Below are 20,800 nucleotides of genomic sequence, written 5' to 3' on the forward strand. Positions count from 1 at the left end.
CATTAGATTGATCAAAAAATTGCTTTAAAAAAATATTTACAAAAAAAGAAGTTACATAATAACTTTTACTGCAATAATATCAGGCATTTCTTGCTTGACAATTTGTTCAACACCATCTTTAATTGTTGAATCAATTAATCCGCAACCAACACACGCTCCTGCTAAACGAACATAAACAATATTATTTTTAACTTCAACAAATTCAATATCTCCGCCGTCTTGGTTAATATAAGGGCGAAGATTATCAATAATATCTTTTGCTTGATTTGTTTGTGTCATCCTAATCACCTTCACTATTTAATTATAGCATTTTTATAACAAAGTTAGTTCAATTAATTATTTTAATTTTGTAGAAAATTCTTGATGAAATAAAAAAAATCATCAATATGATAACTTTAAAAGAAAATTATATAAACTTTTAATATTGTTATTTAACTTTTTTATACGTTAAAATATAATACCGATGATTGTTGGTTTGGCGTTAAACCTTTATGCTGGTATTTTAATTTTCAGAGATTTAAATAATTTTGAATGTTCGTGAAACCTAAGCCATGATAATGAATTAAGGATTCTTTAAAATTTGATTGTAATTTACTAATTTTATTTAACTTCCGATAACTAGCATCAGGATTTGTACTAGTTTTAGTTGCTAATAAAATAGAATTTGTTTGTTTTGCTACTAATAAATATAATGGTTGCATGTCAGAGATAATAATTGAATTTTCTTTGATTAATTGTTTATTAATATTTTCAATAATTCACTGTGGAATGGCAACACTTTTTAGGACACTTTTTATATATACATTTGTTTTCTAAAAGTAACTGGAGATAAATAATTTAAACTGCCATGAATTCGAATATTGTTATATCAATGCACAAAATCAAAAAGTTCGTATTTTAATTGTGTTAAATTTTTAAATTTTTTACCCTTAATAAATTCAGTTTTAAAAGTTTTGTAAGTTGTTTCAGCCACAGCATTATCATAAGGGCAGCCTTTATTGCTTAATGATCTTTTAATATTAAAAGTTATTAAAATTTCATCAATGATTTTATTTTTAAACTCATTACCACGATCATTATGAAATAGAGTTATTTGATTTAATGGTCGTGTTATTTTATGAAAAGCTTGTTGGGCCAGTTCGGCTGTTTTATTCGGCCCAGCACTATAACCAATTATTTCACGATTAAACAAGTCAATTAATAAACAAATATAATGTCATTTAGCGCCAACTTGAACATATGTTAAATCACTAACAATAACTTCATTAGGTTTTTTGTTGTTAAATTGACGATTTAAAATATTATTAATTTGGTCATTATTGACTGTTGTTTTATGATTATGATATTTTAATTTGGTGTATTTAGAAACCAAATTATTTTTGATCATAAAGAATCTGATTTTTCGCCGTGATAAGATGATATCTTTTCTGTTTAAAATAACTTTAATTTTGCGAGCCCCATAAATTTTGCGACTTTTATTAAAGGCACTGATAATTTCTTGTTCATAATTATTAACTTGCTTGTTAATACATTTATTAGTTTGATAATAATACGTTGATTTTGATAAACCCAAAATCTTACATATTTTTCTTACTGAATATTTTGTTTTGTTGTTATTAATTATTGTTATTTTTTAGCCATTATCAGTGCGGCTTGCTTTAAAATGTCATTTTCCATTTTCAAGTCTTTAAGTTCTTTTCGTAAAGTTATTATTTCATTTTCTTCTAGTGTGCGATTGTCTTTTGCTTTAAATGAACCAGAATTATTATAATTTTTAACTCAACTATAAATAGTTGGTTTTGGTAAATTATATTCTTGCCCTAGATTAATAACACTTTTACCATTTTTATATAGCATGACAATTTGTTTTTTAAATTCTTCAGAGTATGAAGTTTTATTTCCCATTTTTATATTCCTTCTTTCTTAATAATTTTATCTAATTTTGAAGTCTATATAATTATGGCCCTAATAATTGTGGCCTATCCACTATACTGATCGTGGTAATGAGTTTAAAAATAAAATCATTGATGAAATTTTAATAACTTTTAATATTAAAAGATCATTAAGCAATAAAGGCTGCCCTTATGATAATGCTGTGGCTGAAACAACTTACAAAACTTGTAAAACTGAATTTATTAAGGGTAAAAAATTTAAAAATTTAACACAATTAAAATACGAACTTTTTGATTTTGTGCATTGATATAACAATATTCGAATTCATGGCAGTTTAAATTATTTATCTCCAGTTACTTTTAGAAAACAAATGTCTATATAAAAAGTGTCCTAAAAAGCGTTGCCATTCCATAGGTATATTTTATAAATATCAAGAGTTTTCTACAAAATTAAAGATTAATTATGGATATGTATATAATAATAGGTAGAGATTCAATTTAGAATTTTTATTGGAGTTTAAATGTTTAGAGGAGGACTAATGGAAGAAAAAAGTTTTAGTATATATGGCCTATCTGCTGGAATAAAATTAGCAGATGAAATTTGTAAAATTTTAGGTGTAACAAGACAAGAAATGGAAACTGTTCGTTTTGCTGATGGTGAAATTTTGGTACGGGCAATGAATTCGGTGCGGGGAAAAGATGTTTATATTATTCAATCAACATCTTGGCCAGTTAATGAAAATCTAATGGAATTATTAATTGCGATTGATGCTCTAAAACGCGGTAGTGCACAAAACATTAATGCGATCATTCCTTATTTTGGATATGCTCGTCAAGATCGAAAAGCGCGCGGTCGCCAACCAATTACATGTAAATTAGTGGCAAATATGTTAACAACAGCAGGGGCAACAAGAGTAATGACTGTTGATTTACATTCACCACAATCAATGGGATTTTTTGATGTTCCAGTTGATGATTTACGATCAACACAAGAATTAGTAAGAACAATTGTTCGAAAAATTGAAGAAGACCATCTTAAAGAAGAAATAACATTTGTTTCACCAGACCATGGTGGATTAGTGCGGGCACGAGATGTGGCTAATCGTTTAGGAAATTTAGCTGGGAATATTGCAGTAATTGACAAGCGCCGTCCAAAACCAAATGTTAGTGAAGTTCAATTTATTTTAGGAGATGTTAAAGACCGTATTTGTTTTATTATTGATGATATTATTGATACAGCTGGAACAATTTGTAATGCAGCAAAAGCATTAAAACAGCATGGGGCAAAAGCAGTTTATTTATTAGCATGTCATGGAGTATTTTCGCCCCCAGCAAAAGAGCGTTTAACAGAACTTATTAATGATGGGACAGTTAAAAAGGTTATTGTTACAAATACAATTGATATTAATCAAGACCGATTATTTGACGGGTTAGAAGTTATTTCAATTGCTGATTTAATTTCACAGATGATTAGAGCAATGATTGAAAAACGTAGTTTATCGGATGTTTATTCAAAATGTAATGAACAAATAAAAAAAATAATTGAGAAAATAAAAAAATAAAATAGTTGGTAAAGTTTGCATTGTTTAACTAAGAAATGCAAACTTTTTTATAACATTTAATTTTTTTATTAAAAAAGAGAGTAATTTAGAGTGCATCCATTTTAGTAAGTACTAATAAAAAGTATTTACTATTTTTTTAATTATATCTTTTTCTTTACGATTTGAATATCATGTATTTGGAATGGCAAGGGTTTTTTGGACAAATTTTATGTAGAATAATAATTTCTGTATTGCACTGGTGTTAAATAATTTAGTTTGCTATGAATTAGAATATTATTGTACCAATTAATGTAATCAAATAATTCTAATTTAAACTGCTCAACGTTTTTAAATTTATTATTTTTAATAAATTCAGTTTTAAAAATTTTGTATGTTGATTCCGCAACAGCATTGTCATAAGGACAACCTGGTTTACTGTAAGATTTTTGAATCCCATTTTTAACTAACAGGTTATAAATAAGATTATTATTGAATTCACTGCATTGATCAGTGTGAAATATTTTAATATTGCTTAATGAAAATTGAAGTTTATTAAAGCTGCTTTCAACTAATTTGGCATTTTTGTGTAAACTAACATCATAACCAATAATTTCTCGATTAAATAAATCAACTAATAAACAGACATAATATCATTTGTTACTAATAAAAACATAGGTTAAATAACTGACAACAACTTTATGTAGTTTATAACTATCAAAATCTTGATTTAACAAATTGTTATATTTATATGTAACATCAGTTGTATTTGAATGTTTGTATTTGATTTTTGTATAATTTGAAATTAAGTTATATTTTTTCATTATGTTGCTGATTTTTATGCGAGATAACATGATATTTTGCTGAGCTAATATAACTTTAATTTTTCGTGTTCAATAATTTTTACGACTTTTTAGAAAAATACTGATAACAGCATTATCAATGTTTTGAGTATTCTTGGGATTATTTGCTTTTAATTGATAGTAATATGTTGATCTAGCAAATTTCAATGTTTTACATAAATTAATAATTGGATATTTTGCTTTGTTATTTTTAATGATTGATATTTTTTGCCGATTATCAGTGTTGCTTGCTTTAAAATGTCATTTTCCATTTCTAATTGTTTAACTTTTTTACGTAATTGAATTAATTCGTTTTCTTCTGGCGTTCTATTGTCTTTAGCTTTAAATGAGCCCGAGTTGCTAAATTGGTGAGCTCATTTCCAAACAGTAGATTTACCAATTTGATAATCATTGACTAATTGTTCAGGAGTTTGACCCATTTTGTAAAGACCAACAATTTGTTGCTTAAATTCATCAGTATAATGATTCTTTGCCATAATTACACCTCCATTGTAGTTTAATTATAAATATTTACTCTACATTATTGTTGTCCAATTTATCTTAACCCATCCAAATTAAAAAGATAAACCAACGGGTATTAATGGAGTAGTTGCAGGTATAATGCCTGCTGCTGATGGAACATTGTTTCAAACATCTCAAAATAGCAGAATTTATTGATACTGCAATGGTCAATAAAGCAAAAGTTAGTGCAGAAGCAAAGCAAACATTAAAGGGTTATTATCAAATCAATGGTAAAACAAAGATTCATCAATATGGTTATTCAGTTTTACCAGATTTAGGGGCAGTTGATTTTGCCACATTAAAAAAGGATTATTTCACAACTAATGAAAGTGAATCTAATATTAAAGATGTTATTGTTACTGAATTAGATAAAGAAAGTAATATTAAAGTAAATCCTGATGAAATTGAATTAGAGGTAAAAACAAGGCCAGCCGGTAGTACTACAGGCATAAAATTAGTGGTTGGAAATTATGAACTTACCTTAACAACAAAAGCTAATGCGAAGACTGTTCAAGGAATTGGTAATTTTAGTATTAATGTTGTTGATAAAAGTAAATTTAAATTTAATTTAACAACTATTTCAGCAAAAGGATTTAAGAGTAATTTAACGGTTAATAATACTGTAGGTGATTTAAAAAAAGCTGTTCAACAGTATGTTGAAGGAAAATTAGCACCAGCAGTTAAAAAAGATGAAATTGAATATAAAGTTGAAAAAGAAACTGATGATACAAAAAAATATTAGAACAAGCATATAATGTTACTGTTTCAGCATCAGAAACAGCAACAAGTGTTACTAAAAAAATTTAAATTACAGTTAAGGTTGTTGGCGAACCAATGATTGATCTAGATTTAACAAAGTTTGCAAATAAAATTCCATCTCCTTCATTTTTAAATAATAATTTTAAAGAAAAAGATTTAGAAAAAAGTGTTCAAACAGCCGTTATGGAATGATTACCAAAATAATACCGTGCTGGAGTTTCTTTAAATACGGCAATTAAGCAGAAACCAACGGGAGCAACTGGTGCTGAGTTAGTAAAAGGAGAATATATTGTAACAATTACACCTGATGGGGGAAAAGTAATGGGTAGTTATGAAATGAAAGTGCAAGTAATGCAATTTACAACCAATGAAACAATTGATCTTTATTGAGCTGGTGTTGACATTCCTGTTGCTAATATTACTAATGGATAAAAAAGTAAAAGAAATTTTACTTTTTTATTTTTAAAATAATTATAAGGAAGATTGATATAATTATAGAAAAGCAAAACTATAAAGGAGTAGTGAAATAGTGTTTAAATTAACATCAAATTATTTTCCAGCAGGTGATCAACCCCCGGCAATTAAAAAATTAACTACCAATTTATTAGCAAATAAAAAACATCAAGTTTTATTAGGGGCAACGGGAACTGGAAAAACATTTACAATGGCAAATGTTATTGAAAATTATCAAAAACCAACATTGGTGATGGCACATAATAAAACATTAGCAATGCAATTATATGTTGAGTTAAAAGAAATGTTTCCAGAAAATCGTGTTGAGTATTTTGTTTCAAACTTTGATTTTTATCAACCTGAAGCTTATTTACCAGGAAAAGATTTATACATTAATAAAGATGCTCGCCAAAATATGGAGTTAGACATGATGCGGTTAAGTGCTTTTAATGCTTTAACAACTCGTAAAGATGTTATTGTCGTGGCTTCTGTTGCTGCAATTTATGGAGCACAAGATCCAAATGAATATAAAAAATCTTTTTTGCAAATTAATCGTAATCAAAAAATTAGTAAAAAAGATTTAGCTAATTTTTTAGTATCATCAGGATATGTTCGTAATGATATTGAAATGATTCCAGGTAGTTTTAGTGCTAAAGGTGATGTGATTAAAATTGTTCCAGGGTGAAATGTTAAAACCTTTATTCGCATTGATTTGTTTGGGGATGAAATTGATGATTTAGCTTATATTGATGGAATTACTGGTGATGTTACACAGCGGTTATCAACATTAACAATTTTTCCAGCGCAAGATTATATTACTTCTCCAGAACGCTTAGCTGAAGCAATTAAACGAATTGAAGCAGAGTTAAAAGTTCGCTTAGCTGAATTAGAAGCAGCTGGAAAAATTGTTGAATTACAACGTTTAAAACAACGAACTGAATATGATTTAGATTTACTTCGTGAAAGTGGAATATGTTCTGGAATTGAAAACTATTCACGACATTTAGATTTACGAGAAGAAGGTAAAGCTCCGTATACTTTGATTGATTTTTTTGGCCAAGATTTTTTAACTATTATTGATGAATCACATATGTCATTGCCACAAATTCGAGCAATGTATAACACAGATCGAAGTCGAAAAGAAACCTTAGTAAATTATGGTTTTCGTTTAAAAAGTGCATTAGATAATCGTCCCTTAAATTTTGATGAATTTAATCAAAAATTAAAAAATGTTATTTATGTTTCAGCAACTCCGGGTTACTATGAATTAGGTTTAGTAAATAATGAAGTGGTTGAACAAATTATTCGTCCAACGGGGTTATTAGATCCAACCGTAGAAGTAAAATCAACAGTAGGGAAAATTGATGATATTATTGAACAAGTAAAAATACGTCGAAAAAAAAATGAACGTGTTTTTATTACTACTTTAACAATTCGTATGTCAGAAGATTTAACAAGTTATTTGCAAGAACAAAATGTTAAAGTTGCATATTTACATAGTGAATTAAAAACTTTAGAACGTAGTCAAATCTTATTGGATTTACGAAAAGGAGTTTATGATTGTATTGTTGGTGTTAACTTAATTCGTGAAGGAATTGATATCCCAGAAGTATCATTAATTTGTATTCTTGATGCTGATAAGCAAGGATTTTTGCGAAATGAACGAAGTTTAATTCAAACAATTGGTCGTGCTGCAAGGAATGCGGCTGGGCATGTTATTTTATATGCTGATACTGTTTCTGAATCAATGCAAAAAGCAATGCAAGAAACTGCTCGCCGTCGTCAAATTCAAGAGGCATATAATTTGAAATATCATATTACTCCGACAACAATTATTAAGAATATTCGTGATTATACTAATATTAAACGTCAAGATGATAAATTACATAACATTAAAAATAAAAAATCAAAAGAATATAAAACAGCTAAAGAAGGATTACTACAAGATTTACGAAAAGAAATGTATGAAGCAAGTAAAAAACTTGATTTTGAACGAGCTGCAGAATTACGCGATATTATTATTGAAATTGAAGCAGAATAATGATTTGTGATAGTATTAATTTACAGGGAGGAACTGGGAATGACAAAGTTTATTGTAAAAGATATTGTTGATAAATTTGACTACGAGGTGTTAGCTGGAAGGGATGGTCTTAATCGACCTATTAAAATTTATGGTCTTAATCGACCAGGATTAGAATTAGCTGGCTTTGATTTTGAAAAAAATAATAGTAATCGTCGGGTAGTTTTGTTATCAAATAAAGAGCAATTATTTGTGAATACCTTAAGTGAAAAAGAAAGAAGAGAGCGCTATGAGTATATTTTAAATGAAAATATTCCGATGATTATTTTAACGGAAAAATTTACTGATAAATTATTATTAGAAATTGCGGAAAAACATAGTTGTCCAGTTGTTCGCGCAAGCAATATTACAACGAGTCGTTTATATCAAATGGTATTAGAATTTTTTGATGAACATTTCGCGCCAGTAACAGAAGAACATGCATCATTAATTAATGTTTTTGGAAAAGGAATTTTGTTAAAAGGAAAATCAGGAATTGGAAAATCAGAAATGACACTAGAATTAATTAAAAAAAATCATTTGTTTGTTGGTGATGATCGTATTATTATTCAGCAACGAAATAATAGATTATATGGGCAATCACATGAAATGTTAAAAAATTTAATTGAAGTTCGTGGTTTAGGAATCTTAGATTTAAGTAAAATTTATGGTTCGCAAGTGTTATTAGATGAATCAAAAATTGATTTAGTAATTGAATTAATTCATTTGGATGATGAACAATATAAATCAATTGACCGATTAGGATCTAAATATAAACATATTAAAATTTTAGATACAAAGGTACCAATTGTAACAATTCCAGTTACATATGGGCGTAATGTTAGTGAATTAGTTGAGACAGCAGTTTCAAAATTAAAATTAGATGAAGCGGGAATTTCTTCGATGAAAATTTTACAAGATCGTTTTAAAGAATATTCAAAATAGAATTGAGAAGGAGTTTATAACGTGAATTTAGCAACATGAATTGCCCACGATACTTATGGAAATTGATTTCGTCCTTATTGATTTTTAATTTTTTGTGGTTTTGCAATTACCATTATTTTATCATGAATTAATTTTCGTAAACGTGATATTCCAACGCAAGGATTTTACTGAGGGATTTTTGTGATTACACCAATTGCTTTATTGGGGGCTAGTTTTTTTGGTAAATATGATGTTAAAAATCCAATTTTCTTTTTTACATTATTTGCTTTCTGAGAACCAGGGATGAGTATTCATGGGGGGTTAATTTTTGGTTTAATTGCAGGCTGAATTTGATTTGGTTTTGAATCACGAAAACATAATATTTCGTTATGAGTATATGCTGATTTAATTGTTCCAAATATTTTGTTAGCACAAGCAATTGGGCGATGAGGTAATTTTTTTAATCATGAATTATTAGGAGCACCAATTGCACTCGAACAATTAATGTGATTACCAAGTTTTATTCGTGATAATTTATTTAAATGATATGTCCCAACTCCGGCACCAAATAATTTTCATCCAACAGAGGCAATTGGGATTAATGGAAACCCTTTTGACCCAACTGATTTTAATAATGTGCAATATTTTCAACCAATTTTTCTATATGAATCATTAGCTAATATTTTATTATGATTCTTAATTGTGATTGTATTACCATTAATATTTCGTTATAGTTATTATTGAAGGTTTAAAAAAGAAGAACCCGATTTTATGCAGTTATCGTGAAAAGGTGTTCGAGCAAAATGATACTATGATATCAAACCCGATCCAATGGTTGTTAATAATTTATCACAACAAGTAAAATTGAAAAAAGTTTATTTTAAAAATAAGCATAAGATGACAAAAAAACAAGTGATGAAAGCACATTGGAAATATTGTGGTGCACGATTAAAACAAATTTTTACAGCTGTTGTCCGAGAATTAGAAAAAATAGAAAACCCTCATCGTTTAAAAATTTTCCGTTGTGGAATTAAAACTGGTATGTATATTGCTGGTTATAATTTCATTCGGATTATTTTAGAAACACAACGAGATGATCATGATTTATTTTTAAAAAATATGCGAACGTTAGATTATGTTATTCTTAGTTTAATGATTGTAATTGGTATTATTTTAATATTATTTGCCCAATGGATATCTGTTATAAAATGAAGAAAAGGCGGATGATTATATGAAAAACAATACTAATGAAATATATGATATTTTAATTATTGGGGCTGGTCCTGGTGGGATGACAGCAGGAATTTATGCTGCACGAGCAATGGCAAATATTGCAATGTTTGAAAAAGGAACACCGGGAGGAAAAGTAACAAAGACAAGTGAAATTGAAAATTATCCTGGTTTTGATAATATTCAAGGCTATGAGTTAGCCATGAAAATGTTTGAACAAACCCAAAAATTAAAAATCCCATATATTGCCGATCGTGTGACAAATATTATAAAACAAGATAATTTGTTTAAATTAGAGTTATTTTCAAAAAAAATCTTATTAGCAAAAGCAGTTATTGTTGCAACTGGAACAGTTGAACGTAAATTAGGAGTGCCTGGTGAATTAGAATTAGAAGGGCATGGAGTTTCATATTGTGCAGTTTGTGATGGCGCTTTATATAAAGAAAAAGATGTAGTTGTTGTTGGGGGAGGCTATGCCGCTCTTGAAGAAGCCCTTTATTTATCTCGCTTTGTTAATAAAGTTTATCTAATTCATCGTCGCGATGAATTTCGTGCTGATAATAATATTGTGAATAAAGTAAAATCACATCCTAAAATTAATTTTATTGTTGATACAATAGTAACTGAAATTAAGGATGTGACCGAAAAACGGGTGACAGCAGTTGTTATTAAAAATGTGAAAACAGGCAAAATTGATAATTTAGCAGTCAGTGCTATTTTCCCATATATTGGTGCGATTCCAATTAGTGATTTTGCAAAAAACTTAGGAGTTTTAAATGAAGAAGGCTATTTTATTATTAATAATAAATGTTTAACAGCATTGCCGGGGTTATATGCCGCTGGTGATGTGACAAATACAACATTACGACAAATTGCAACTGCGATTAGTGATGGGGCAAAAGCAGCTCAATTTGCCTTAGAATATCTTAATAGTTGTCATTAAAAAGGTATTTTTTGCGGTAAGATATATATTGGATAAAGATGAAAAAGAAAGTGAGAAGGATTTATGACAAACAAAAAAGAATTAAAAGATGTTCAAGTTAAAGGAAAAAAAGTTTTAGTCCGTGTTGATTTTAATGTTCCAATGAAGGATGGGCAAGTTACTGGTGATAATCGTATTACTGCAGCTTTACCCACAATTAAATATTTGTTAGCACAAGAAGCAAAAGTAATTTTATTTTCTCATTTAGGGAAAGTTAAAACAGCTGATGATTTAGAAAAACGTGATATGGCGCCAGTGGCAAAGGTATTAGAACAAAAATTAGGACAACAAGTTAAGTTTATTAATTCCTTTGAAGGAAAACAATTGGAAGAAGCTATTAATGAAATGCATAATCAAGATGTAATTTTATTTCAAAATACACGCTTTGCTGATATTATTAATAGTAATGGTCAAATTAGTGTTGATAGTGATGGTAAAGCAACTGCAAAACGAGAAAGTAAAAATAATCCTGCTTTAGGGAAATATTGAGCAAGTTTAGGCGATGTTTTTGTTAATGATGCATTTGGAACTGCGCATCGTGCTCATGCTTCAAATGTTGGAATTGCAGAAAATATTGCTGAATCATGTTTAGGATTTTTAGTGGAAAAAGAAGTAAAAATGTTATCACGAGGAGTAGACAATCCAGCTAAACCATTTGTTGCTATTATTGGTGGTGCAAAAGTTTCCGATAAAATTGGGGTAATTGAACATTTATTAACAAAAGCAGATAAGATTTTAATTGGTGGTGGAATGGCATATACTTTTTTTGCTGCTCAAGGTCACAAAATTGGAAATTCATTATTAGAAGTTGATAAAGTTGAAATTGCTAAAACATTTTTAGCGAAAGGAAAAGGAAAAATTATTTTACCAATTGATGTATTAGAAGCGCCTGAATTTGCTGATGTTCTAGCAAAAGTTACAACAGGATTGGATATTGATGATGGTTATATGGGATTAGATATTGGTCCCAAAACAATTGAATTATTTAAAAAAGAATTAGCGGATGCAAAAACGGTTGTTTGAAATGGACCAATGGGAGTTTTTGAATTTAAAAATTATAGTATTGGAACAAAAGCTGTTTGTGAAGCAATTGTTGAACTAAAAGGAGCCTTTACTTTAATCGGAGGAGGTGATTCAGCTGCAGCGGCAATTCAATTAGGATATAAAGATAAATTTACGCATATTTCAACTGGTGGTGGTACTAGTTTAGAATATATGGAAGGTAAACCACTGCCTGGAATTGAAGCTGTTCAAAATAAATAATATAATAAAACGACAAAATGTCGTTTTTTTGTAAATATAACATAATGGAATACTTTAATTTTGTAGAAAACTCTTGATATTTATAAAATATACCTAAAATTAGGTATATTCTTAATATAAGAGGTGAATAATTAATGGAAAAAATAATTGAAGAATTAATAAATAGTTTAACAGATAATCAATTTTTAGAATTTCATAAAAAAGTCAAAAAAGAATCAGAATTAATTAAAAAACAAAAACGCTTAAATGAAATTGATCAAAAATTTAGGGATAAAGGTATTAAATGTCCTAATTGTCAATCTTTTTATTGTGTTAAAAATGGTCATAATCCTGAAGGAAAACAAAAATATTTATGCAAAAAATGTCGTGCTAGTTTTGATGCTTTTCGTGATCATTTTACGTATTGAAGTCATTTAAATTATGAACAGTGAAATTTATTGATTCAAATTTCATTATTAGGCCAATCTAGTAAAATGATTTCCCACTTTATTAAAATATCACCGAAAACCGCTTGATATAATCGCCAAAAAATAATGAAATCAAAACAATTAGAAAACACCCAATTAAAATTTAAAACGTTAAATGGCCAAATTCAAATCGATGAAACATTTATTAAAGAAATCCACAAAGGTAATTTTAAAGATAAATTTGATAAAAGAAAAATTCATCTTGATTCATTTTCAACCAACACTAAATGTTGTGTTCAAATGGCTGTTGATAGCAATAATAATATTTATGTTAAATCAACCAACACAAAACGATTACAAAAACAGTGAATTATTGAAAATATTAATAAACAATTAATCAAAGAAAATTCAATTATTATTTCTGACATGCAACCATTATATTTATTAGTAGCAAAACAAACAAATTCTATTTTATTAGCAACTAAAACTAGTACAAATCCTGATGCTAGTTATCGGAAGTTAAATAAAATTAGTAAATTACAATCAAATCTTAAAGAATCCTTAATTCATTATCATGGCTTATGTTTCACGAACATTCAAAATTATTTAAATCTCTGAAAATGAAAATACCAGCATAAAGGTTTAACGCCAAACCAACAATCATCGGTATTATATTTTAACGTATAAAAAAGTTAAATAACAATATTAAAAGTTTATATAATTTTCTTTTAAAGTTATCATATTGATGATTTTTTTTATTTCATCAAGAGTTTTCTACAAAATTAAAAATGGAATAACTATACTGAATATGTAAAGAAAAGTTTACATAAAAAATAAAATTTATTTAGGATTGAGTTATTCTGTATTCAACAGGACTTAATCCCTTTAATTTTCTTTGTGGTCTAATTTCATTATAAAATTTAATATATTGTGGAATCATTTTATATATATATTCTTTGTTTCTAAAAATACGTTTTAATGTTTCAAAAAATTCAGTTTTAAAAGTTCCAAATCAAGATTCAGTATGACCATTATCTGGCGAAGATCCTCTTCGTGACATTGAGATTATTATTCCTAATTTTTTACACAAATTTGTAAATATAAAATTTGTATAATGAAATCCTTGATCAGTTTGTAAAATTCATGTTTTTGGTTTCCCTGCTTTTACTCAAGCATTAATTATATTTTTTACCACAAAAGGCATATCTAGAGTTTTACTAATTTGGTAATCTAAAATTTCATTAGTATGAAAATCTTTTACTATAGATAAATAATATGTTTTGTTATTAGTAGTTAAATATGTAATATCTGTTCCAATTTTTTGGTTAATTCCAGTTGTAGAAAAATTTCTATTTAGAATATTTTCATATCTTAATTGACCAGAAAGTTTTTTATAATTGAATCTTTTTTTTCTAATTATAGCTTTTAATTTCATTTGTTTCATATATCTATATACTACTCATGGATTAAGATCTAAATCATATAATTTTTTTAGTCATAATGCAATCATATTATAACCATAGATTCTTTTAAAATTATGATATGTTGATTGAATAATATCAACAATTAAATTATTTCATTTATTATATTTTGGTTTCCCCAAACATAATCATTTATGATAACCAGCTCTGGAAACTTTAAATATTTTACACAAAGATACAATTGTATAAATATTAGAAAATTCATAAATTTTTTTATATTTATTTTTTACGCTTAGGGATAAGTACTTTGATAATTCTTCAAATTGTTTTGCATATTCATATATTTCTTTCTTTGTCATTAACTCTAATGGTTTATTGGCAACACCACGCTTTCTAGTTCCGCTTTTTATTTGTGTTCCATGACCTCATTCTAAACTTTCTTCACCCTTTGCATTATATGTTTTAATTCATAAATAAATAGTATGTCATGAAACATTATATTCCTTTGAAAGTAATTTTACAGGTTTTCCACTTTTGTATAAATTAATAATATTTAGTTTAAATTCTTTGTTGTTTTGTTTTTTCATATAAAAAACATCTCCTTAATAAATTAATAAAGTTTTAACATAATTTTCTATTTTTTATGTCTACTTTATTTTAGATGTTCATACTAACTATTGTTTTTTATGATATAATAAATGTGAATGTTTATAATTATATAGAATAGAGGATATAGTTGAATGGCAGTTAGCGATCGTAAAATTGTAAAAAAACATGGGAAAATAGCAGATAAAATTATGGCGTTAGATGAAACAATGCGAGGATTGTCTGATGATGCATTAAAAGAAAAGACAAATGAATTTAAAACGAAGTTAGCAGAAGGTGCTACATTAGATGATATTTTAGTTGAAGCATTTGCTGTTGCCCGTGAAGCATCTCGTCGAATTTTAGGATTACATGCTTATCGTGTCCAACTAATTGGGGGCATTGTTCTTCATGAGGGTGATGTGGCTGAAATGAAAACAGGGGAAGGAAAAACTTTAACTGCTTTAATGCCAACATATTTGAATGGTTTAACTGGTAAGGGTGTTCATGTTATTACTGTTAATGAATATTTATCAAGACGGGATTCAGAAATTAATGGTCAAGTTTTTAGTTTTTTAGGTTTAACAGTTGGTTTAAATTCTCGTGATATTACTAAAGATGCAAAAAGAGAAGCCTATAGTTGTGATATTACTTATACTACTAATGCTGAATTAGGATTTGATTATTTACGAGATAATATGGTAAAAGTTTACAGTGAGAAAGTCCAACGAGGATTAAATTATGTCATTATTGATGAGGCTGACTCAATTTTAATTGATGAATCAAGAACACCATTAATTATTTCGGGGGGGCGCCAAAACCGAACACCGCAATATCAAGCAGCTGATCATTTTGCAAAGTCATTATCACGAGAGAATGATCTTGAAATTGATTTAGAAACAAAACAAGTTTATTTAACTCCAGAAGGAATTACTAAAGCAGAAAAAATATTTTCAATTAATTCTTTATTTGATATTAAAAATACTGAATTATACCATCTAATCTTAAATGCTTTAAAAGCTAATTTTGTTTTTAAAAATGGTGTTGAATATGTTGTTCAAAATAATGAAATTATTTTAATTGATCAGTTTACTGGCCGTTTAATGCTGGGACGTGCTTATAGTGATGGTTTGCAACAATCATTACAAGCAAAGGAACGTGTTAATATTGAAGAAGAAACAGTGACAATGGCAACAATTACTTACCAAAACTTTTTCCGATTATATAATAAATTAAGTGGGATGAGTGGTACTGCAAAAACAGAGGAAGAAGAATTCATTAAAATTTATAATATGCGTGTAATTCAAGTTCCAACTAATCGACCATTAATTCGCCGTGATGAAGATGATTATATGTTTGCAAATCGTGATGCAAAAATGAAAGCGATGATGAAAGAAATTATTGCCTTGCATGAAAAGGGACAACCAATTTTAATTGGAACAACTTCAGTTGATTCATCAGAAATTGTGTCGCATTATTTACGAAATGCTAAATTAAAATTTGAAATGTTAAATGCGAAAAATCATGTTCGTGAAGCAGACATTATTGCAAAAGCTGGTGAAAAAGGAGCTATTACTTTAGCAACAAATATGGCTGGTCGGGGAACAGACATTAAATTAGGTGATGGCGTTAAAGAAATTGGAGGATTAGCTGTTTTTGGTGTTGAACGAAACGAAGCGCGCCGAATTGATAACCAGTTACGAGGGCGAGCAGGACGACAAGGAAATCCTGGTTTTTCACGGTTTTATGTTGCTATGGATGATGAATTAATGATGCGCTTTGGTGGTGAACGCCTACGCCGAATTTTTGCTCGGTTAGGTTCGGATTTTATTCAATCACGAATGCTAACAAGAGCAATTTCTAATGCACAAAAAAAAGTTGAGGGAATGAATTTTGATCAACGAAAACATATTTTAGATTATGATAATGTTTTAGCACAACATCGTGAAGCAATGTATGCGCGGCGTGATCAAATTTTAACAGCAACTGATTTAAAACCAATTATTAAAAAAATTCAATATTCGGCAGCTTATGATTTAACAAAAATGTTTGGTAATGAATCGCATGGGGAATGATTTATTCATTATGATGACTTAATTAAGGGGATTAGTGATAAAGTTGTTGCAGCTAATGTGTTAGATAAAGCAGCCATGGAAAAAATGAAGCGGAAAGAAGTTGCTAAATATGTGGCAACAAAAATGAATAAATTTTATTTAGCGCGAACAGAAGATGTTCCTGCTGATGTTATTAATCAAATTGAACGGAGCGCAATTATTACTTCGTTTGATGATTATTGAACAAAACATATTGATCAAGCAAGTAAATTACGAAGTGGAATTTACTTACGAAGTTATGCTCAAACAAATCCATTACACGCTTATGTTGAAGAAGCTGCAAAATTATTTGAGCATATGCAATTATCAATTGCACATGAAGTTGTAATTAAATTAGCAAATGTTGTTATTCGCAAAATTGATGGTGACATTAAAGTTGAGCCGTTTCATGATTCAGAACAAGAAATTCGAGAATTTAAACAAAAAGGTTAATTAATAAACCACTATGCTAAAGTAGTGGTTTTTTCTGTATTATTAAATTAGAATGGGGGATAAAGATGAGCTTTGCGTTGGAAGCAAAAGAGGAAATTGTTAGAAAAGAATTTGACCAAATGTGTCAGAAAGCTTTTTTGACTGGTTTTGTTAAATATAATATGACATTAAATATTAGTAATCATTTTTTTAACTTTGAAGTAACCTCAATTAGTAATCTAATTATTCGAACAATTTATACGTTTTTAAAAAATTTATATCAAGTTAAAATTGACATCATTATTGTTCAAGGTACAAAATTAAAAAATAACAAAACCTTCAGTTTACGTATTAAAGAAGGAGCTACTGAAATATTAAAAGACTTACAAATTTTTTATGCAGAAACTAATCAAAAAATTGTTGCTATCCCATCGGAATGAAATGAACGACAACAACGCGCTTATATTGCAGGCATTTTTATTGCTTGTGGTAGTGTTAATTCACCAGAAACAAGTAATTATCATTTAGAAGTTCAGTTTAATGATGAAGTTTCAGCACAATATTTTCAAAAATTATTGTATAAATTTCATTTTCCATTTAAGATAATTGTCCGTCATGATCGTTATGTTTGTTATTTAAAAAAATCAATTTTAGTTTCAGATTTCTTGAAATTAATTGATGCAATTAATAGTGTTCTCGCTTTTGAAAATACTCGTATTTCAAGGGATATGGTTAATAGTATTAATCGTTTAAATAATATTGAAATTTCAAATCAACAAAAAGCAATTAAAGCTGGTGAAGAACAGGTTGCAATGATTAATTATTTACTTGAACATGATTTGTTTGATGAACTAAATGAAAATACTAAAAAAGTAGCTTTATTACGAATTGCTTATCCCGATGCATCGTTGCAAGATTTGTCAGCATTATTAGAAAATGAAAGTAGTATTGAAATTTCAAAATCGGGAGTAAACCACTTATTTCGTGAAATTAAGAAAAAATATTATGAAAATATAAAATAATTTATGTTATAATTCATTTATTATTTTTTATTAAAAATAGGTCATTAAAAATGGAGGAAAAACTAATGGGAAAGCCTAAAAATAACGTTAAATTTTTTGAATTTTTAACTGTTTTTTCAACAGCGATTGGAATTACAATTGGAATTGGAATTTATTTAAAAAATGATACTTCAGAAGGACATCTTTTATACTTTACTCAAAATCCTTATTTATCAATTGGATTATGGGTTTTAGTTGGGATTTTAGGAATGGCAATGATTATGGTCTTTATTGAAGTTACATCAGTAAAAACTAAAAGTGGACATGGGACATTACCATCATGAGCTAATATTTTAATTGGTCGGCAAGTTGGTAGTTTAATAGCATTATTTTATATCTTTTTTTATTTCCCAATTTTATTGGGTATTTTCCCAATTTTTAGTATTAATGCAATGTTTGATGCACTAGAAGTGCAAAACATTAGTAAGGTAACACAACATATAATTGCGATTACTGTTGGTATTGTTATTTTAATTTTGTTTTACTTAATAAATATTTTTTTCCGAAATGTTGGTAAATGAGTTCAAACAATTGGAACATTTATTAAATTTATTCCTTTACTAGTTAGTATAGTTATAGGCTTTGTTGCTCCAATTGAAAATAATGTTTTTGATAAGTATAGGGAATTAAAGTTTGGTAACTTCTTTATGGGAATTTTACCAGTATTATTTTCATTTGATGGTTTTATTTATGCTGCAGGATTACAAAAAGAAGTTTCTAACAAAAATGTTGTCCCAAAAGCATTATTTGCTGCAATGTTATTTATTACTATTTTTTATATTTTAGAAGTTATTTCTTTATTTTTAGGAACAAATGATGGTAGTTTTTTTACTTTATTTAAAAATCTACTTGGTGGTCCAATTGCAAAAGTCTTAATGTGATTTATTATGTTAACAGCATTAATGAGCATTAATGGTTTAACCTTTGTAGCTCCTTCATTTGGACATACAATGCAAGAAGAAAATCTTGTTTATATTGGAAAGAAAGAATTAAGTTATCAACAAATTGGTTTGATTCAAATGGCAATTACTGTTTTTTTCAATTTAATATTAATGGGACTTAGTCTTGGCTTTGTGGGCGAGCCAATGTATTTATTAGATCTTTCTTCTAATGCCGTTAGTTTTACTGCTTTTCTGTGTTATATTAGTTTAATTATTGCTGTTTGTGTTAATCGTTATACAAAGCGAGTAGAAGTAGCAAAAGTAAAAGGAATGTATTATTATGCTGGTTTTTCTATTTTCTTGCTAATAGGTTCAAAAGGTTATATTATGTATAATTTCTTTGCTTATAGTAGTAATCATAAAACTTTATATATTTTATTAATTATTATTGGGGGAACATTAGTAATATGAGGTATTAATGAATTATTATTATGGCATAAAGCAACACCAGCTGCTGGTGAAGTAAAAATAAAAACCCCATTGATTAATAATGTTAATCAATAGGATTATAAGTAAGAATTTTATCAAGTTCATCAAACTGATGAACTTTTTTTCATCCGCCAAGAAGAATATAAACTTTAAAATTATGTTTTTTAATAAACGGTATAAATCTAAATGAGAATGGCCAGCACTTGAAACAAAAAGAATTTTTTTATTTTTAGTTACTTTTTCAAATAAATTAAACGAAAAAGATGATGAGGAATATTAATACTATTAATAATATGACTTTCAATTCATTCTTCTTTCGGACGAATATCAATAATTAACCATTTATCTGAATTATTAATTTTTTGTAGTCTTTTAATTAATTTAGTATTGTATTTCATTTCAAATGCTGATAAAAACATCTTTTCACCTCTATGAAAACATTATAACATTAAGAAAGTTAATATTTTATTTTAATTTTGTAGAAAACTCTTGATTAAATAAAAAAAATCATCAATATGATAACTTTAAAAGAAAATTATATAAACTTTTAATATTGTTATTTAACTTTTTTATACGCTAAAATATAATATCGATGATTGTTGGTTTGGCGTTAAACCTTTATGCTGGTATTTTCATTTTCAGAGATTTAAATAATTTTTAATGTTCGTGAAACCTAAGCCATGATAATGAATTAAGGATTATTTAAGATTTGATTGTAATTTACTAATTTTATTTAACTTCCGATAACTAGCATCAGGATTTGTACTAGTTTTAGTTGCTAATAAAATAGAATTTGTTTGTTTTGCTACTAATAAATATAATGGTTGCATGTCAGAAATAATAATTGAATTTTCTTTGATTAATTGTTTATTAATATTTTCAATAATTCACTGTTTTTGTAATCGTTTTGTGTTGGTTGATTTAACATAAATATTATTATTGCTATCAACAGCCATTTGAATACAAC

Annotated in this window: 19 protein-coding genes and 2 pseudogenes; 13 read left to right on the forward strand and 8 right to left on the reverse strand. The window is 27.7% G+C overall.

Annotated features, from left to right (window positions below; genetic code table 4):
- Window positions 1–51: 51 nt before the first annotated feature.
- The 3 genes and pseudogenes from AAHM76_RS07240 to AAHM76_RS07250 all read right to left on the reverse strand — a co-directional run bounded on the left by AAHM76_RS07240 (window position 52) and on the right by AAHM76_RS07250 (window position 1,905).
- Complete coding sequence (locus AAHM76_RS07240; protein WP_342255964.1) at window positions 52–279, reverse strand: NifU family protein; 228 nt, start codon at window positions 277–279, stop codon at window positions 52–54.
- Window positions 280–440: 161 nt separating this feature from the next.
- On the reverse strand, window positions 441–701 hold the full coding sequence (locus AAHM76_RS07245; RefSeq protein ID WP_342255965.1) for a hypothetical protein: 261 nt from the start codon (window positions 699–701) through the stop codon (window positions 441–443).
- A gap of 92 nt (window positions 702–793) precedes the next feature.
- A pseudogene (locus AAHM76_RS07250) lies at window positions 794–1,905 on the reverse strand (IS3 family transposase).
- 76 nt (window positions 1,906–1,981) lie between these two features.
- Between AAHM76_RS07250 and AAHM76_RS07255 the strand changes: the two are divergent.
- Both AAHM76_RS07255 and AAHM76_RS07260 read left to right on the forward strand, forming a co-directional pair.
- Window positions 1,982–2,275 (forward strand): annotated as a pseudogene (locus AAHM76_RS07255) (transposase); the annotation flags it as partial.
- Window positions 2,276–2,431: 156 nt separating this feature from the next.
- Window positions 2,432–3,454, forward strand: a complete 1,023-nt coding sequence (locus AAHM76_RS07260; protein WP_342255966.1) for a ribose-phosphate pyrophosphokinase — start codon at window positions 2,432–2,434, stop codon at window positions 3,452–3,454.
- 206 nt (window positions 3,455–3,660) lie between these two features.
- Here AAHM76_RS07260 and AAHM76_RS07265 read toward each other — a convergent pair whose 3' ends face one another.
- Window positions 3,661–4,497 (reverse strand): IS3 family transposase, encoded by an 837-nt coding sequence (locus tag AAHM76_RS07265; RefSeq protein ID WP_342256866.1) that lies wholly within the window; start codon window positions 4,495–4,497, stop codon window positions 3,661–3,663.
- Complete coding sequence (locus AAHM76_RS07270; RefSeq protein ID WP_342255967.1) at window positions 4,404–4,769, reverse strand: transposase; 366 nt, start codon at window positions 4,767–4,769, stop codon at window positions 4,404–4,406. Before AAHM76_RS07270 ends, AAHM76_RS07265 begins: the two co-directional genes overlap by 94 nt.
- A 188-nt stretch (window positions 4,770–4,957) precedes the next feature.
- Between AAHM76_RS07270 and AAHM76_RS07275 the strand changes: the two genes are divergently transcribed.
- From AAHM76_RS07275 to AAHM76_RS07310, 8 genes are all read left to right on the forward strand, one after another.
- Complete coding sequence (locus AAHM76_RS07275; RefSeq protein ID WP_342255968.1) at window positions 4,958–5,536, forward strand: hypothetical protein; 579 nt, start codon at window positions 4,958–4,960, stop codon at window positions 5,534–5,536.
- Between the two features lie 92 nt (window positions 5,537–5,628).
- On the forward strand, window positions 5,629–5,757 hold the full coding sequence (locus AAHM76_RS07280; protein WP_342255969.1) for a hypothetical protein: 129 nt from the start codon (window positions 5,629–5,631) through the stop codon (window positions 5,755–5,757).
- 325 nt (window positions 5,758–6,082) lie between these two features.
- Entirely contained in the window at window positions 6,083–8,047 is a 1,965-nt protein-coding gene (gene uvrB / locus AAHM76_RS07285; protein ID WP_342255970.1) for an excinuclease ABC subunit UvrB, read from the forward strand.
- Between the two features lie 39 nt (window positions 8,048–8,086).
- Complete coding sequence (hprK, locus tag AAHM76_RS07290) at window positions 8,087–9,010, forward strand: HPr(Ser) kinase/phosphatase (protein ID WP_342255971.1); 924 nt, start codon at window positions 8,087–8,089, stop codon at window positions 9,008–9,010.
- Between the two features lie 21 nt (window positions 9,011–9,031).
- The gene (locus AAHM76_RS07295) at window positions 9,032–10,237 is read left to right on the forward strand and encodes a prolipoprotein diacylglyceryl transferase (RefSeq protein WP_342255972.1); all 1,206 of its coding nucleotides are present in this window, start codon (window positions 9,032–9,034) and stop codon (window positions 10,235–10,237) included.
- Window positions 10,221–11,162: a thioredoxin-disulfide reductase gene (gene trxB / locus AAHM76_RS07300; RefSeq protein WP_342255973.1), complete on the forward strand. Its 942-nt coding sequence runs from the start codon at window positions 10,221–10,223 to the stop codon at window positions 11,160–11,162. The genes AAHM76_RS07295 and trxB overlap by 17 nt, the downstream gene beginning before the upstream one ends.
- Before the next feature lie 63 nt (window positions 11,163–11,225).
- Window positions 11,226–12,464, forward strand: coding sequence for a phosphoglycerate kinase (locus AAHM76_RS07305; RefSeq protein ID WP_342255974.1), 1,239 nt, complete (start codon window positions 11,226–11,228; stop codon window positions 12,462–12,464).
- Between the two features lie 134 nt (window positions 12,465–12,598).
- Window positions 12,599–13,558 carry an IS1/IS1595 family N-terminal zinc-binding domain-containing protein gene (locus AAHM76_RS07310; RefSeq protein ID WP_342255975.1) on the forward strand — a complete coding sequence of 320 codons (960 nt, stop codon included), beginning with the start codon at window positions 12,599–12,601 and terminating at the stop codon, window positions 13,556–13,558.
- Window positions 13,559–13,715: 157 nt separating this feature from the next.
- On the opposite strand, the gene AAHM76_RS07315 is transcribed toward AAHM76_RS07310, so the two are convergent.
- The gene (locus AAHM76_RS07315) at window positions 13,716–14,879 is read right to left on the reverse strand and encodes an IS3 family transposase (RefSeq protein ID WP_342255976.1); all 1,164 of its coding nucleotides are present in this window, start codon (window positions 14,877–14,879) and stop codon (window positions 13,716–13,718) included.
- 153 nt (window positions 14,880–15,032) lie between these two features.
- Between AAHM76_RS07315 and secA the strand changes: the two genes are divergently transcribed.
- From secA to AAHM76_RS07330, 3 genes are all read left to right on the forward strand, one after another.
- Window positions 15,033–17,423 (forward strand): preprotein translocase subunit SecA, encoded by a 2,391-nt coding sequence (secA, locus tag AAHM76_RS07320; protein ID WP_342255977.1) that lies wholly within the window; start codon window positions 15,033–15,035, stop codon window positions 17,421–17,423.
- Window positions 17,424–17,488: 65 nt separating this feature from the next.
- Window positions 17,489–18,424, forward strand: a complete 936-nt coding sequence (whiA, locus tag AAHM76_RS07325; protein WP_342255978.1) for a DNA-binding protein WhiA — start codon at window positions 17,489–17,491, stop codon at window positions 18,422–18,424.
- A 65-nt stretch (window positions 18,425–18,489) separates the two neighbouring features.
- On the forward strand, window positions 18,490–19,908 hold the full coding sequence (locus tag AAHM76_RS07330) for an APC family permease (RefSeq protein ID WP_342255979.1): 1,419 nt from the start codon (window positions 18,490–18,492) through the stop codon (window positions 19,906–19,908).
- A gap of 158 nt (window positions 19,909–20,066) precedes the next feature.
- On the opposite strand, the gene AAHM76_RS07335 is transcribed toward AAHM76_RS07330, so the two are convergent.
- Together AAHM76_RS07335 and AAHM76_RS07340 are read right to left on the reverse strand one after the other, a co-directional pair.
- Window positions 20,067–20,252 (reverse strand): rhodanese-like domain-containing protein, encoded by a 186-nt coding sequence (locus AAHM76_RS07335; protein WP_342255980.1) that lies wholly within the window; start codon window positions 20,250–20,252, stop codon window positions 20,067–20,069.
- Window positions 20,253–20,531: 279 nt separating this feature from the next.
- A complete protein-coding gene (locus AAHM76_RS07340; protein ID WP_342255981.1) occupies window positions 20,532–20,789 on the reverse strand; it encodes a hypothetical protein in 258 nt (85 codons plus the stop codon).
- Window positions 20,790–20,800 lie beyond the last annotated feature (11 nt).

Source organism: Spiroplasma endosymbiont of Poecilobothrus nobilitatus, from assembly GCF_964030655.1.
Lineage (GTDB): Bacteria > Bacillota_I > Bacilli_A > Mycoplasmatales > Mycoplasmataceae > Spiroplasma.